Source organism: Klebsiella sp. K5-45, assembly GCF_030128605.1.
Classification (GTDB): domain Bacteria; phylum Pseudomonadota; class Gammaproteobacteria; order Enterobacterales; family Enterobacteriaceae; genus Klebsiella; species Klebsiella quasipneumoniae.
In genome coordinates this window covers 377,716-392,081 of the sequence record NZ_JAKUZW010000006.1, presented here as the reverse complement: position 1 = coordinate 392,081, position 14,366 = coordinate 377,716, and the positions used below count along the sequence as shown (strand labels likewise).

13 protein-coding genes and 1 rRNA gene are annotated in these 14,366 nt (G+C 57.3%); 5 read left to right on the top strand and 9 right to left on the bottom strand.

Annotated features, from left to right (window positions below; all coding sequences use genetic code 11):
- The first annotated feature begins 4 nt into the window (after nt 1-4).
- A 5S ribosomal RNA gene (rrf, locus tag MKS11_RS15610) occupies nt 5-120 on the top strand.
- A gap of 127 nt (nt 121-247) precedes the next feature.
- Here the strand turns inward: rrf and MKS11_RS15605 are convergent.
- Nucleotides 248-379 (bottom strand): hypothetical protein, encoded by a 132-nt coding sequence (locus MKS11_RS15605; RefSeq protein ID WP_254911806.1) that lies wholly within the window; start codon nt 377-379, stop codon nt 248-250.
- A gap of 203 nt (nt 380-582) precedes the next feature.
- Here MKS11_RS15605 and MKS11_RS15600 point away from each other — a divergent pair, with 203 nt between their 5' ends.
- Nucleotides 583-1,881, top strand: coding sequence for an MFS transporter (locus MKS11_RS15600; RefSeq protein ID WP_004201810.1), 1,299 nt, complete (start codon nt 583-585; stop codon nt 1,879-1,881).
- Between the two features lie 3 nt (nt 1,882-1,884).
- Here MKS11_RS15600 and MKS11_RS15595 read toward each other — a convergent pair whose 3' ends face one another.
- The 5 genes from MKS11_RS15595 to trxC form a co-directional block, all read right to left on the bottom strand.
- The gene (locus tag MKS11_RS15595; protein WP_004201811.1) at nt 1,885-2,208 is read right to left on the bottom strand and encodes a YfiM family lipoprotein; all 324 of its coding nucleotides are present in this window, start codon (nt 2,206-2,208) and stop codon (nt 1,885-1,887) included.
- A gap of 41 nt (nt 2,209-2,249) precedes the next feature.
- Complete coding sequence (gene pssA / locus MKS11_RS15590; protein WP_064178291.1) at nt 2,250-3,605, bottom strand: CDP-diacylglycerol--serine O-phosphatidyltransferase; 1,356 nt, start codon at nt 3,603-3,605, stop codon at nt 2,250-2,252.
- Between the two features lie 120 nt (nt 3,606-3,725).
- Entirely contained in the window at nt 3,726-6,377 is a 2,652-nt protein-coding gene (locus MKS11_RS15585) for a bifunctional acetate--CoA ligase family protein/GNAT family N-acetyltransferase (protein WP_284109617.1), read from the bottom strand.
- A gap of 34 nt (nt 6,378-6,411) precedes the next feature.
- Nucleotides 6,412-7,110: a tRNA-uridine aminocarboxypropyltransferase gene (gene tapT / locus MKS11_RS15580; RefSeq protein ID WP_032456473.1), complete on the bottom strand. Its 699-nt coding sequence runs from the start codon at nt 7,108-7,110 to the stop codon at nt 6,412-6,414.
- 69 nt (nt 7,111-7,179) lie between these two features.
- The gene (gene trxC / locus MKS11_RS15575; RefSeq protein ID WP_002914091.1) at nt 7,180-7,605 is read right to left on the bottom strand and encodes a thioredoxin TrxC; all 426 of its coding nucleotides are present in this window, start codon (nt 7,603-7,605) and stop codon (nt 7,180-7,182) included.
- Between the two features lie 203 nt (nt 7,606-7,808).
- Between trxC and MKS11_RS15570 the strand changes: the two genes are divergently transcribed.
- The gene (locus tag MKS11_RS15570; protein ID WP_023318890.1) at nt 7,809-8,894 is read left to right on the top strand and encodes a tRNA/rRNA methyltransferase; all 1,086 of its coding nucleotides are present in this window, start codon (nt 7,809-7,811) and stop codon (nt 8,892-8,894) included.
- A gap of 55 nt (nt 8,895-8,949) precedes the next feature.
- Here the strand turns inward: MKS11_RS15570 and ung are convergent, their stop codons facing one another.
- Nucleotides 8,950-9,639, bottom strand: a complete 690-nt coding sequence (ung, locus tag MKS11_RS15565) for a uracil-DNA glycosylase (protein ID WP_057216653.1) — start codon at nt 9,637-9,639, stop codon at nt 8,950-8,952.
- Between the two features lie 311 nt (nt 9,640-9,950).
- On the opposite strand from ung, the gene grcA reads away from it, so the two are divergent.
- Nucleotides 9,951-10,334, top strand: coding sequence for an autonomous glycyl radical cofactor GrcA (grcA, locus tag MKS11_RS15560; protein WP_002914084.1), 384 nt, complete (start codon nt 9,951-9,953; stop codon nt 10,332-10,334).
- Nucleotides 10,335-10,379: 45 nt separating this feature from the next.
- Here grcA and srmB read toward each other — a convergent pair whose 3' ends face one another.
- The gene (gene srmB, locus MKS11_RS15555) at nt 10,380-11,711 is read right to left on the bottom strand and encodes an ATP-dependent RNA helicase SrmB (protein ID WP_004201817.1); all 1,332 of its coding nucleotides are present in this window, start codon (nt 11,709-11,711) and stop codon (nt 10,380-10,382) included.
- A 131-nt stretch (nt 11,712-11,842) separates the two neighbouring features.
- On the opposite strand from srmB, the gene trmN reads away from it, so the two are divergent.
- Nucleotides 11,843-12,580 (top strand): tRNA(1)(Val) (adenine(37)-N(6))-methyltransferase TrmN, encoded by a 738-nt coding sequence (trmN, locus tag MKS11_RS15550; RefSeq protein WP_017900411.1) that lies wholly within the window; start codon nt 11,843-11,845, stop codon nt 12,578-12,580.
- Here the strand turns inward: trmN and nadB are convergent.
- Nucleotides 12,565-14,184, bottom strand: a complete 1,620-nt coding sequence (nadB, locus tag MKS11_RS15545; RefSeq protein ID WP_017900412.1) for an L-aspartate oxidase — start codon at nt 14,182-14,184, stop codon at nt 12,565-12,567. The two genes, trmN and nadB, sit on opposite strands and share 16 nt — an antisense overlap.
- Nucleotides 14,185-14,366 lie beyond the last annotated feature (182 nt).

The window sequence follows — 14,366 nt, the reverse complement described above, 5'->3', positions numbered from 1 at the left end:
TTTGCCTGGCGGCACTAGCGCGGTGGTCCCACCTGACCCCATGCCGAACTCAGAAGTGAAACGCCGTAGCGCCGATGGTAGTGTGGGGTCTCCCCATGTGAGAGTAGGGAACTGCCAGGCATCAAATAAAACGAAAGGCTCAGTCGAAAGACTGGGCCTTTTGTTTTTGCGTTTTAACAAGAACCCCGTCCCGAAAGGTGCGGGTTTTTTTGCTGTATGGGGTATATCTCCCCGGTGGCGCTGCGCTTTACGGGGCTACGGGTCCGACATGGAGCCACGCCCCGGTAGCCCGGCCAGGGGTGCGCAGCACCGCCTCCGGAGACAACCCCACCATATCCAGTTCATCATCTTCATTCAAAGCAACATAAAACCCCGTCATGGCAATCCCTTCGCCATAATCCACTTTTTCCTTGCTCCTGCACTGGCGTTGATCGCGAAAACCGTGCTTACGAAAAAAAATGTGAATGCAATCACATATAAAGATATAACAATTATATAACATTTAGTTTACTAACTAATTTGTCTGCGTGACGTGGTACGCCCGACAAGACAGATTGCAGTCTTTGCTGGAGCAATATAACAATGACAGAGAGTAGCATTACCGAACGGGCCGCGCCGGAGCAGGCTGACACCCGTCGTCGTATTTGGGCAATTGTTGGCGCTTCCTCGGGAAATCTGGTTGAGTGGTTTGATTTTTACGTCTACTCATTCTGCTCGCTCTATTTTGCCCATATCTTCTTTCCATCCGGAAATACCACCACTCAACTTTTACAAACGGCAGGCGTATTCGCCGCCGGATTTCTGATGCGTCCTATCGGTGGCTGGCTGTTTGGTCGGATCGCTGACCGCCGCGGACGTAAAACGTCCATGCTTATTTCGGTCTGCATGATGTGCTTTGGTTCACTGGTAATTGCCTGCCTGCCGGGCTATGCAGTCATCGGCACCTGGGCTCCGGCGTTGCTTCTGTTGGCCCGTCTGTTCCAGGGGCTGTCGGTCGGGGGAGAATATGGCACCAGCGCGACCTATATGAGTGAAGTGGCGATTGAAGGAAAGAAAGGCTTCTACGCCTCTTTCCAGTACGTCACGTTAATTGGCGGACAGCTACTGGCGGTATTAGTGGTCGTGGCGCTCCAGCAGGTGCTGAGCGACGAAGATCTGCATGCATGGGGATGGCGTATTCCTTTTGCTCTCGGGGCAGTACTGGCCATCGTCGCGCTGTGGCTGCGTCGCCAGCTGGACGAAACCTCAAAGCAGGAGACCCGAGCGCTGAAAGAGGCTGGCTCATTTAAAGGGTTGTGGCGTAATCGCCGGGCCTTCGTGATGGTGTTGGGCTTTACCGCCGCCGGATCGCTGACCTTTTATACCTTTACTACCTATATGCAAAAGTATCTGGTCAACACGGCGGGTATGACGGCCAGCACCGCCAGCGTGATCATGACTGCGGCGCTGTTCGTTTATATGCTGGTTCAACCGCTGTTCGGCGCTTTTTCGGATAAAGTAGGCCGCCGTACCTCCATGCTGTGCTTTGGCGTACTGGCGACATTATTTACCGTGCCTATCCTGAGCGCCTTGCAAAAAGTGAGCTCCCCCTATGCTGCCTTCGGCCTGGTGATCTGCGCCTTGCTGATTGTCAGTTTCTATACCTCGATCAGCGGCATCCTGAAGGCCGAGATGTTCCCGGCGCAGGTTCGTGCGCTTGGGGTAGGGCTTTCCTATGCCGTCGCGAATGCCCTGTTTGGCGGCTCGGCGGAGTATGTCGCGCTGTCGCTTAAATCGGCGGGGATAGAGCACGCTTTTTACTGGTACGTAACGGTGATGGCGGCCATCGCCTTCCTGGTCTCCCTGATGCTGCATCGCAAGGGCAAAGGCCTGCGTCTTTAGCCGCTACTGGTGCGCCAGTTGCCACACAGCGTAGCCGGTGGTCGCGCCGGCTACATCCCAGGCGAAATCCTTCCAGCTCCAGCCGCTCCCTGCCGGGCGGCTGTCCCAAAGCTCTTTTGAGGCGCCGAGGCTGACAGAAAACATCAGGCCGATAGCGGCGCTGCGGTCCCGGCTGTAACCCTGATGTTGCGCATATTCATTGCCCGCGGCAGACAGCATCGCCGAGGCCAGAAAATGCTGGGCTTTGTCCTGACCGGACCATGCATCATTTGCCATGTGGCTGCAGCCCGTTAACATCAGCGAAGCAATCACGATTATCGTACGCATAGTGCTTCCAGAAAAAAGCCCCGTCGAGGCGGGGCTGATTGTCAGAGAATACGGCTGATCAGCCGGTCGATGCGGATCCGCCGCAGTCGGCGGATCAGTTTACGCACTTTCACCGGGTAGTCGGCAATACTTTGCAGATCCCGATAATGTTTCACCACCGTGGTGTGGATGCGGATGAGCTTCAGCTCTTTCTCCCGCATGGCCCCCAACTGCTGCTTTGGATCGTGGATCAGAATGGCATTTTCCAGATCGAGTCGCCAGGCGCGCGGGTTAAGGTTGTTGCCGGTGAGCAGCATCCACTCATCATCAACCCACATGCCTTTCAGGTGGTAGCTGTTATCGTCATCCTTCCACAGGCGGACGATCAGCTGATCGGTATTCACATAATACTGCAGCCGGCTGAGGAAACGCCGCAGGTTGATTTCATACAGATAAGGAAGCGCGCCGATGATTTTAAACGGCTGATCTTCGGGAATATAGAAATCGTTAGCGGTTTTATCGCCGACAATAATCTCCACCTGTTTACCGTCGCGTAGCAGCTGGATGATATTTCTTACCAGCACGGCAGGAAGGTTGAAGTAGGGGGTGCAGATCGTTAACTTGTGCTCGGCACAGGGCATCAGGTGAAAGATAGTTTTGTTCAGCAGGCTGGATTTCCCCAGGCCTACCAGCGGGGTGACGGAGAGTTCTTCGTCACCGGCGGTGCCGACAAAATGGTAGCTGCGGTCGCGGAGCTCCTGACGGTACTGGCGAATGTCGTTTTTGATTTCCGGACTTTTTGGCCGATCCGGTCTGTCGAGACGATTCACACCGCGTCCCTGAACCAGATTATTGTCGACCCAGTCAAACATGACGTCCGCCATTTTGCCGTTTCGGATGCACTGATAGCGATCATAGCGGTACTTATCATGCTGATGCAGATAAACATCGTTCAGGCTGGCGCCGCTGTAGAGGACGCAGTCATCGATAATAAAGCCTTTGAAATGGAGAACGCCGAGCGCCTCCCGGGTGTTAATCGGCACGCCGTAAACGGGGATCTCTACGCCCGGATTTTCAGTGGCCATCCGGCAATACCAGTCGGCGTTGGTGTTGGAGGCGGCGGCGCCGATACGGCCACGTTGAGCGCGGTGCCAGTCCACGAGGACGCGAACATCCAGTTGCGGACGCTGACGCTTGGCGTCATACAGGGCCTGCAAAATTCCTTTTCCGCCATCATCTTGCTCCAGGTAGAGCGCAATAATGCATATACGCTGAGTGGCGTTGGCAATCCGGGTCAGTAACGCTTCCCTGAAATCCGCAGGGGCGTAAAAGAACTCTACATCATCAACTGACTGAGAAAGCTTAGGGAGTTGGGCAAGGTGTTGTTGATGTTTATTACGCTTAAATTTTGACAACATCACAGTGCGTTTCTTCTCTGTTTATTGAAGGGTCTTCTGTACCATGCAGACGACGTAAGCGGGCAATAATACCATTACTACCCGCTAATGTGGTCAACAATTGCGGTCAGCGTCGCGCGATTATCCCTGATTCAGGGGCAGCGACAGACTGACAATCCCATCTTCCAGCTGAATATCAACGGTGAATCCCAGCTTTCTGGCGAGGCCGATCATGCCTCGGTTATTCGGCATCGTAATCCCATTCAGCCGTTGCAGGCCATGGCTTTGCGTATAGGCGATCAGCTTTACCAGCAGCCTTCGGCCCAGGCCTAACCCTTTCAAATCTGAACGGACCAGCACAGCAAACTCGGCATCAATATTATCAGGGTCTGAGATCGCCCGCGTCACGCCAAGGATCTCGCTCTGTTCCGCGGTGGTCCTGACGGCGACAAACGCCATTTCTCGATCGTAGTCGATCTGGGTCATATTGGCTAAGTCGTCATGGGTAAATTCGTTGATCTCACTAAAATAGCGATAATAGAGATCTTCTTTGGTGACCTGGGCGATAAACGCGAGCAGCTGCGGTTCATCTTCCGGCAGGATCGGCCGGAACAGACAGCGATCTCCATTTTTCATCACCACCCACTCCTCCAGCTGGTGCGGATAGGGACGAATAGCGAGACGGCTTTCACTGTCGCCGCTGAAGGGAGCAAGCCCAAGGGTAACATCCAGCGCCGTAAACTCGTTGCCGGAGGCGAGCAGGGGATGAATATCCAGGCGCTGGATCTCCGGGCAGTCGACGATCAGGTTCGAGACCTGAACCAGCAGCTGGCTTAAGCCCGCGATATCCAGCGGTCGCAATGCGCTGCGGCCGCGGATCTTCTTATTTTTGATCGCCTGGATCACCAGATAACGCGCCAGGTTCATATTCAGCGGCGGCAGCGCCACGGCGGCCTGGTCCTCGGCCTGCCACTCCACGCCGCCTTCGCCCAACATAATCAACGGGCCGAAGAGAGGATCGTGCTCAACCACCACTCTCAGCTCCTGGGCGCCGGCGCGATTGGCCATACTCTGCACCAGCAGGCCATGAATGCGCGCCCGGGGCCAGGCCAGCCTGACGCGATCGATCATCGCATCCGCTGCCTGCTGCACTTCTGCCGCGGTACGCAGATACAGCATGACCCCCTGTACTTCTGATTTGTGCGGAATATCCGGGGAACGCAGCTTCAACGCAACCGGATAGCCTATCTGCTCAGCAATATGCACCGCTTCCGCGCTGTCAGCGGCGATCCAGGTTGGCAGTGTGTGGATGCCGTAGGCCCGGAGTACCGGGCTGACCTCGTGGGTATCCAGCGTGGTGGCGCCGTCATCGATCGCTTGCTGGAGCAGGGCATGCGCCTCGCTGGTATTGGCGGTTAACGAGTCCGGCAGCACGGGGGTCTCGCGTAGCTGTTTCTGGTTACGGCGGTACTCGACCATATGCATAAAGGCGGTGATGGTCCCCTCCGGCGTACGGTAGGTGGGAAGGCCGGCATCGCTGAACAGCCGTCGCGCCTCCTGGGAGGAGAATTCGCCGCACCAGTTGGTCAGCACGGTGACATATTTGCCACGCGGATGGTGCTTCAGGGCGTCGATCAGCGCCAGGGCGCTCTCGGTGCCCGGCGCGGCGGCGCTGGGAGAGTGGATCACCAGCAGCGCGTCATAGTCCTGGCTGTTAAGCAGAATATTCACCGCCCGCTGATAATGTTCGCTGCTGGCGTCATCGCGTAGATCCAGTGGGTTGGCGATCTCGACGCCGCCCGGCAGCGCCTGGCGCAGGGCGTCGCGCGTCTCCTCGCTGAGGGTCGCCAGCTTACCGTTACGCAGCCAAAGCTCATCCAACGCCAGCGCCGCCGGCGCCGCGCCGTTGCTGACGATCATCAGTTTTTCACCGCGCAGCGGGCGCATATGGCTCAGGGTTTCTACGGCGGAGAAGAGCTCATGGGTATCCTGGACCCGCAGTAGACCAGCACGCTGGATGGCCGCATCCCATGCCGGATCCATCCCGGAGTTGACGTGCAACAGCTTCTGCGCCGCGGGACTACGGCCGCTTTTAATCACCAGGATCGGCTTGTTTCGCGAGGCGCTGCGCGCGGCGGAAACAAACCGGCGCGCGTCGCTGAGATGCTCAAGGTAGAGCAAAATGGCGCTGGTTTTGCTGTCGCGGGCCAGAAAGTCCAGCAGGTCATCGACATCTATATCCAGACTATCACCCAGCGCGATGAAGTAGGAAAACCCCATCTCGCGCTGTTGCGCCCAATCAAGGATGGTGTTGGAGACGGCAGCCGATTGCGAGATAAAGGCCAGTTTACCGCGATGGATCGGCACCGGCGAAAAGCTGGCGTTCAACCCTTGCCACGGTGCCAGCAGGCCGAGACTGTTGGGGCCGAGCAGGCGCATCTGATGGCGGGTGGCGCACGCCAGCAGCGCCGGATACTGCTCAGGCTGCGAAGAAAGAATGATGCAGGTCTTGCAGCCTTTCTGCCCCAGGGCTTCAAGCAACTCGAGATTACGCCGCGCGTTGGTACAGAGTACCGCCAGATCCGGCGTAAAGGGCAGGCTCTCGATGGTGGGCCACGCCAGCACCCCGAGCACCGCCTTCCAGGCGGGGGTCACCGGCAGCACCGGGCCATTGAAGCCACCGGCTAGCAGGTTGCGCATCATGAGATAGCCAGCGCGCTGCGGTTTCATTGATGCGCCAATAACGGCGATGGACTTTGGTCGCAGCAGTGCTTCCAGGCCTCGTTGGCTCATACCGGTCTCCTTTCATCCCAGTGACCGAATGATTTTAAACGTTTTCCACCTGGTCCGCTGTGATACTGCCCTTATGCTGGGTTTTTCCCGCCAGGTAACGGGTCCGGAAGCGGGTGAAGTGTTCGCCAAGCGCTGCGGCGGCCGGTGCATCGCCCGCCAGGTCCAGCAGGGCGATGGCCACTTCCGCGGTACAATATTGTCCATCGGCGTGCGCCTCGCGCAGATGGTAGGCTGAGATGCGGGACAGATCGACGGAGATTATCGGCAGCGCGTCCAGATAAGGGCTCTTACGGAACATTTTACGCGCTTCGGTCCAGGTGCCGTCGAGCATGATAAACAGCGGCGGTTTGCCAGACGGCGGCGCGCTCAGGACCTGGCGCTCCGGCCCGGCGTAGGAGGCGGGGAACACCACCATCGGCTGGTAATCGGGATGGGCGACCAGGTCAAGCAGCCCCTGCGGCGGCTCGGTTCTCGACCATTGATAAGCCTCGGTATTCGGCAGAATATCGGCGATGAGCCGACCGGTGTTGCTGGGCTTCATCGGTTCCGTATCAAACATCACCAGGCAAAAGCGGCTGGTGGACTGCGCCGGCGTTAACGTGGCGCACAGACACTGCTTGAGCGGCAGCAGACAGCGCTGGCAGCGGCGGATGCGATTACCGCGCGCAAGGAAAGGGCGGGTGGCTCGCGCGAGACGTTCGGCGCGCAGGCGAAGGACAGCGTTATCAGTCATGGGAGTCGCTAATGAAAAGCGCTATTGTCGCAGAGGCTAAAACGGGGCACAAGCGGTGCCCCGGAAGGATTACTGCTGTCCGGCTTCGTTCAGCCAGCTATCAAATGGCGCTTTTGGCACCGCGCCATTGAGCATGTCGATCACTTCGCCATTTTTGAACATCATAATGGTCGGGATGCTGCGGATACGAAACCGTGCGCTAAGCTCACGTTCCGCTTCGGTGTTAACTTTCACAAAGCGCATCTTCCCGCTACGCTCTTCCGCAACGTCTTCAAAGATCGGCGCGAAGCTACGGCAGGGACCGCACCATGGCGCCCAGAAATCAACAACGACCGGCAGATCGTCCTTTAAGAGTTTATCCAGCGTTGCCCCGGTCGCGTTGATGACGTCGCCGTCAAAAAGATCGTGACCGCAGCGTCCGCACTTTGCGCCATCCGCGCTACGATCGTCCGGGAGGCGGTTCAGAGCCTGACAACTGGCACAAACGGTATTCATAACTAACCTCTGGTTATGGGTTGCAACGTGGCACGTGGCCGATATGTTTCTGTGATGTTACATATTATCGATTAAGTGTTATTTAAGGACAATGCGTTTTGTTCGATGAGTGCAATAGAGGCCGGCTTTTAAACGAAATCATGGCGAAGCGATGACACATCGGGTAATCTGCGCGCTTCGCGCAGCGCAGGTGGAGAAAATTGATGAGCGACGAACTGAAAAATAAAAGCGGCAAGGTCAAAGTGATGTATGTCCGCAGTGATGATGATTCTGACAAACGCACCCATAACCCACGTACCGGGAAAGGGGGAGGTCGTCCAGGAAAATCTCGTGTTGACGGCCGCAGCCGCCCTGCGCGTGACGAACGAAACAGCCGCGGTGACGATCGTAAACGCGATGACCGCAAGCGTGATGAGCGCAAGCGCGATGATTTTCATCGTGACGATGCGTCCCCGTGGCGTACCGTTTCCCGCGCCCCTGGCGATGAGACGCCGGTAAAAGAAGATCACGGCGGGATCAGCGGGAAGAGCTTTATCGATCCGGAAGTACTGCGTCGCCAGCGCGCGGAAGAGACCCGCGTGTATGGTGAAAACGCCTGTCAGGCCCTGTTCCAGAGCCGCCCGGAAGCTATTGTCCGCGCCTGGTTTATTCAGAGCGTGACGCCGCGTTTTAAAGAGGCGCTGCGCTGGATGGCGGCTAACCGTAAAGCCTATCATGTGGTTGATGAAGCCGAGCTGGCGAAAGCCTCCGGGACCGATCACCACGGCGGCGTCTGCTTCCTGATCAAAAAACGCCACGGCACCTCTGTTGCCCAGTGGGTCGCGAAGGCCGCAGAAGAAGATTGCGTTCTGGCGCTGGAAGACGTGGGTAACCCGCACAACCTCGGGGCGATCATGCGCAGCTGCGCGCACTTCGGCGTGAAGGGCGTTGTGGTTCAGGATGCCGGCGTGCTGGAGTCCGGCGCGGCGATCCGTACGGCGGAAGGCGGTGCGGAACATGTTGAGCCGATCACCGGCGACAGCTTCATCGATACTCTTGATCAATTCCGTCAGGCGGGCTACGCGATTGTCTCGACCTCCAGCCATAATGGTACCCCGCTGTTTAAAGCCGAGCTGCCGAAGAAAATGGTGCTGGTGTTAGGCCAGGAGCGCGATGGCCTGTCGGATGCAGCGATCTCCAGCGCGGACCTCAGCGTCGCCATCGATGGTACCGGCAATGTCGAAAGCCTGAACGTCTCTGTGGCGACCGGCGTTCTGCTGGCGGAGTGGTGGCGTCAGAACAAGGCGTAATACCTGTCCCTGAATAAAAAAGCCAGCTGATGCTGGCTTTTTTTATGGCTGTCGATCACTCGCTTTCGGCGGGAAGGACCGGCATCCAGTCAATCGGCGCTTCGCCGCGCTCGGTCAGCCACTGATTGGTCTGCACGAAATGGTTGCTGCCAAAGAAGCCGCGATGTGCAGAGAGCGGTGACGGGTGCGGCGCCTTCAGTACGCAGTGGCGCTGGCGATCGATAATCGCGCCTTTCTTCTGTGCATGGGAGCCCCACAGTAGAAAGACCACTCCCTCGCAATGCTCATTGATTAACGCGATTACCTTATCGGTAAACGTTTCCCAGCCGAGACTGGCGTGCGAGTGCGCCTGCCCGGCGCGGACGGTCAGGACCGTATTCAGCAGGAGCACTCCCTGGCGCGCCCAGCTTTCCAGGTAACCATGGGTAGGGCGGGTAAAGCCAGGGATAGTGGCCTCGAGCTCTTTGTACATATTTAGCAGCGAGGGCGGGATGGCGACGCCCGGGCGAACCGAGAACGCCAGACCGTGGGCTTGCCCCGGGCCGTGATAGGGGTCCTGGCCGAGAATGACGACTTTGACATCGCCCAGTTCGGTAAAGCGAAACGCATTGAAGACGTCTTTTTGCGGTGGATAGATGGTGATCCCGGACTGGCGCTCTTCGGCGACGGTCTTCAGAGTATTGAGAAAATAGGGTTGTTGCTTTTCATCCGCCAGCACGTCATGCCAGGTTAAAGGGGGGGTCATCTTGCTCTCCTGCAAAGGGTCATTGCTATAGCTTAACGGCTTCTTTCTACAGAACAAAATCGGCACGGCTCAACGCGGGCCTTCATGCAAAAAAAATTGAAAATTTACAAAATTATTTATAGCAGCGCATGGCGTAACTTGATGTAAAACAATAAAATCCTTGCATACCCACTTAGAGCGAGTGGTTTTTATTGATTTACATCAAAGAATGCCGAGGGTACGGCTGATATATATACACTCATACAACAATGGTTTTACCAATTGGCCGCGAAGAGGCCAAAATCGAATAAACACTGCCTGGGAGGCATCAAATGATTACTGGTATCCAAATTACTAAAGCGGCAAACGACGACCTGCTGAACTCTTTCTGGCTGCTGGATAGCGAAAAAGGCGAAGCGCGCTGCCTGTGCGCCAAAGGTGGTTTTGCGGAAGATGACGTGGTGGCGGTCAGCAAACTGGGTGAAATCGAATACCGTGAAATCCCGGTAGACGTGAAACCAGAAGTTCGCGTGGAAGGCGGTCAGCACCTGAACGTTAACGTGCTGCGTCGTGAAACTCTGCTGGACGCGGTTGAGCATCCGGAAAAATATCCGCAGCTGACCATTCGTGTTTCTGGCTACGCGGTGCGCTTCAACTCCCTGACGCCGGAACAGCAGCGCGACGTTATCGCTCGTACCTTTACCGAAAGCCTGTAAGGCTAACGCCAGATGTGAAAACGCCGGGATAACCCGGCGTTTTTTTTACTCTTCGTTGGGCGCTGATGGCGTCCCGGCTGCGCTTGGTTTCCGGCGCTTACCGATATTTTTTGTATCGCGGTGGCGCTTTTTCACCCGCGGCTTTTCTTTTTCTTTCTCTTTTTTCTCGGCGCGTTTCGCCAGCACTTTCTTCGATGGTTTACCGGTCAGCTTCTCGCTTGGCGCGCGGGTTTTTGGTCGCAATTCATCAATCACCCGAGCTTTCAGCGGTTCTTCAACGTAGCGGCCGATCTTGCCCAGCAACAGGTGGTCGTGCGCTTCAACCAGCGAAATCGCGGTGCCTTTCTTACCTGCACGCCCGGTACGACCGATACGGTGTAGATAGATGTCGGCGGTGCGCGGCATATCGAAGTTAAAGACGTGGCTGACGTCCGGAATATCGATACCGCGGGCGGCGACGTCGGTAGCGATCAGCACGTTTACGCGGCCATCGGTCAGACGCTTGATGGCTTCGTTACGCTTGGCCTGCACCATCTCGCCTTCCAGCCAGCAGGTGTTAATCCCGGCTTCACGCAGCCAGTTGGCCAGCTCATGCACGCGCTCGCGCTTGCGCACAAAGACGATAGCGCGGGTAGCTTCCGGCTGTTGCAACAGATTCACCAGCAGTTTGGTTTTATGTTCGATATCGTCAGCGCGGTAGTACCATTGATGGATTTTCTTGCGCTCGCGAGTCGACGGGTTAGCGGAAACTTCAACCGGCTCCTCCAGAAGACGTTCGGCGAAGTCTTTGATCGCATCGCCTTCGAGCGTCGCGGAGAACAGCATGGTCTGCTTGCGCCAGCGGGTTTCACCGGCGATGGTTTCGATATCCTGCGCAAAGCCCATGTCCAGCATGCGGTCGGCTTCATCGAGGATTAGGGTCTCGACGGCGCGGCAGTCGAAGTTCTCTTCTTTTATATACTGCAGCAGGCGACCAGTGGTGGCGACCACGATGTCCTGGTTTTCGCTGAACACTTCCGCGTGGTTCATGTAGGCTACGCCGCCGGTAATGGTGGCGATATCCAGATGGGTATGCTTTGCCAGCTCGCGGGCGTGGTCAGCCACCTGCATCGCCAGCTCGCGGGTCGGCGTCAGGATAAGAATACGCGGCGGGCCGGATTTCTTACGCGGGAAATCGAGCAGGTGCTGCAACGCTGGCAGCAGATACGCCGCCGTTTTACCAGTGCCGGTCGGCGCTGAACCGAGGATGTCACGGCCATCGAGCGCAGGCGGAATAGCGGCGGCCTGAATGGCTGTCGGGCGAGTGAAACCTTTATCCTGGAGGGCCTCCAGCAGGTTTTCGTCGAGTTCAAGTTCGGAAAAAGTCGTTACAGTCATGTTCTACCTCTGAGTGGGCCGCCGATTATAGACGTTACTGACGTAATGTTCATCTGTTTGTAAGGCTATCTGTTCTCCGGTATTGTGCATAGCCTTACGTTCAGGAGTTTTTGTCGGCAAGGTTATTGAGGATGTCTCAGTCGAAGTTTGCGCTGCCGCGCAATGGTTTTACCTTCAAACAGTTTTTTATCGCCCACGATCGTTGCGCGATGAAGGTGGGTACCGACGGCATTTTGCTCGGCGCCTGGGCGCCGATTGCCGGGGTGAAGCATGTGCTGGATATTGGCGCCGGCAGCGGCCTGCTGGCGCTAATGCTCGCCCAGCGTACCGGCGATGATGTATGTGTCGATGCGGTTGAACTGGACGCAGAGGCCGCCGCCCAGGCGCAGGAAAATGCTCTCGCGTCGCCATGGGCTGCGCGGGTTGAGGTCTGTCAGGCCGATATTCATCAGTGGCAGCCGCCGCAGACCCGACGCTATCAACTGATAATCAGTAACCCGCCCTTTTTTGCGGAAGGGGTGCCTTGCGCCACCTCGCAGCGGGAGCAGGCGCGGTATACCACTACGCTCGATCACGCTTCTCTGCTGACCTGCGCCGCTGAACATATCACCGAAGAAGGCTTTTTTTGCGTGGTGCTGCCGGTAGATATCGGTAATGCGTTTATCGAACGGGCAACCGCGATGGGCTGGCACCTGCGACTGCGCACTGACGTGGCGGAGACCGAGCTGCGGCCGCCGCACCGGGTGCTGCTGGCTTTCTCCCCGACGGCGGGGGAGTGTTTCAGCGACAGGCTGGCGATTCGCGGGCCAGAGCAGCAGTATTCTGAAGGCTTTACCGCTCTGACCGAGGATTTTTATCTCTTTATGTGAGCCAGGGGCGACAGTATCGACGGGCCGCTGTTCGGCAGCGGCTGCGGATAGTCGAGGGTGTAATGCAGACCGCGGCTCTCTTTGCGCAACATCGCGCAGCGTACGATAAGCTCCGCCACCTGCACCAGATTGCGCAGCTCCAGCAGATTATTCGAGACGCGGAAGCGGGCGTAATACTCATCCAGCTCCTGCTGCAGCATGGTAATGCGCCGCAGGGCGCGCTCCAGCCTGCGGGTGGTGCGCACAATCCCCACGTAATCCCACATCAGCAGCCGCAGCTCGTGCCAGTTATGCTGGATAACCACCAGTTCATCCGGGATCTCCACCTGACTTTCATCCCACGCCGGCAGGGTGCTAACCTTCTGGGCCAGCGGCAGGCGTCGGGCAATATCTTCCGCGGCGGACCAGCCGTAAACCAGGCACTCCAGCAGCGAGTTCGAGGCCATACGGTTCGCGCCGTGCAGCCCGGTATAGCTGACTTCGCCGATAGCGTATAACCCATCGACGTCGGTGCGGCCATTATCATCCACCATCACGCCGCCGCAGGTGTAATGTGCGGCAGGGACGACCGGCACCGGATCTTTGGTTAAATCAATTCCCAGGCCGAGCAGCTTTTCGTAAATCATCGGGAAGTGCTGGCGAACAAACGCCTCGGGTTTATGGCTGATATCAAGAAACATACAGTCCACGCCAAGGCGCTTCATCTCATGATCGATGGCGCGGGCGACGATATCGCGTGGGGCCAGCTCGCCGCGTTCGTCAAAGTCCGGCATAAAGCGGGTACCGTCCGGGCGTTTAAGGTGGGCACCTTCGCCGCGCAGCGCTTCGGTAAGCAGGAAGTTGCGCGCCTGCGGATGATACAGCGCGGTGGGGTGAAACTGGTTAAATTCCAGATTCGCCACCCGGCAGCCCGCCCGCCAGGCCATCGCGATACCGTCTCCGGAAGAGACGTCGGGGTTAGTGGTGTATTGATAAACCTTGGCGGCTCCGCCGGTGGCGAGCACCACCGCCTTCGCGCTGCAGGTTTCCACGCGCTCTTTATTGCGGTTCCAGATCCACGCCCCGACCACCCGGCGCGTACCTGGCAAGCCAATCTTATCCGATACGATCAAGTCGACGGCATTGCTGCGCTCAAGGATGCGGATATTGGGGTGGGCGAGGGCTTTATCGACCAACGTCGTCTCCACCGCTTTGCCGGTAGCGTCGGCGGCGTGGAGAATGCGCCGATGGCTGTGGCCCCCTTCGCGCGTGAGATGATAGCTCTCTTCGCCATTGGCCTGGACCTGAGTGTCAAACAATACGCCCTGATCGATAAGCCACTGGACGCATGATCTGGCATTGCTGGCGACGAAGGTGACCGCATGGCGATCGCATAACCCTGCGCCGGCAATCAGGGTATCTTCGACATGGGATTCAATACTGTCCGTCTCGTCGAAAACGGCGGCAATCCCGCCCTGGGCATAGAACGTAGAACCTTCGCTGATCGGCCCTTTACTCAGCACGGTCACCGAACTGTGCTCTGCCAGGCGCAGCGCAAGGGAGAGGCCGGCAGCGCCGCTGCCGATAATCAACACATCACAAGAGAAGTCAGGAGTGGTATTCATCGTCTTTGTTTAATTTACTAAACACATTTAGCTCACAATAGCACCAGCTCGTGAGGAATCGTACATTTTTTTTGGCGGGCGTTGTGACGGCTAAACAGCAGGCGAGCGGAAACGGTCTGGAGCACGGCGAAAATGAGACGCGTGGCAGGTTGATAGCATTGGATTTTATAGTGAAATAAACG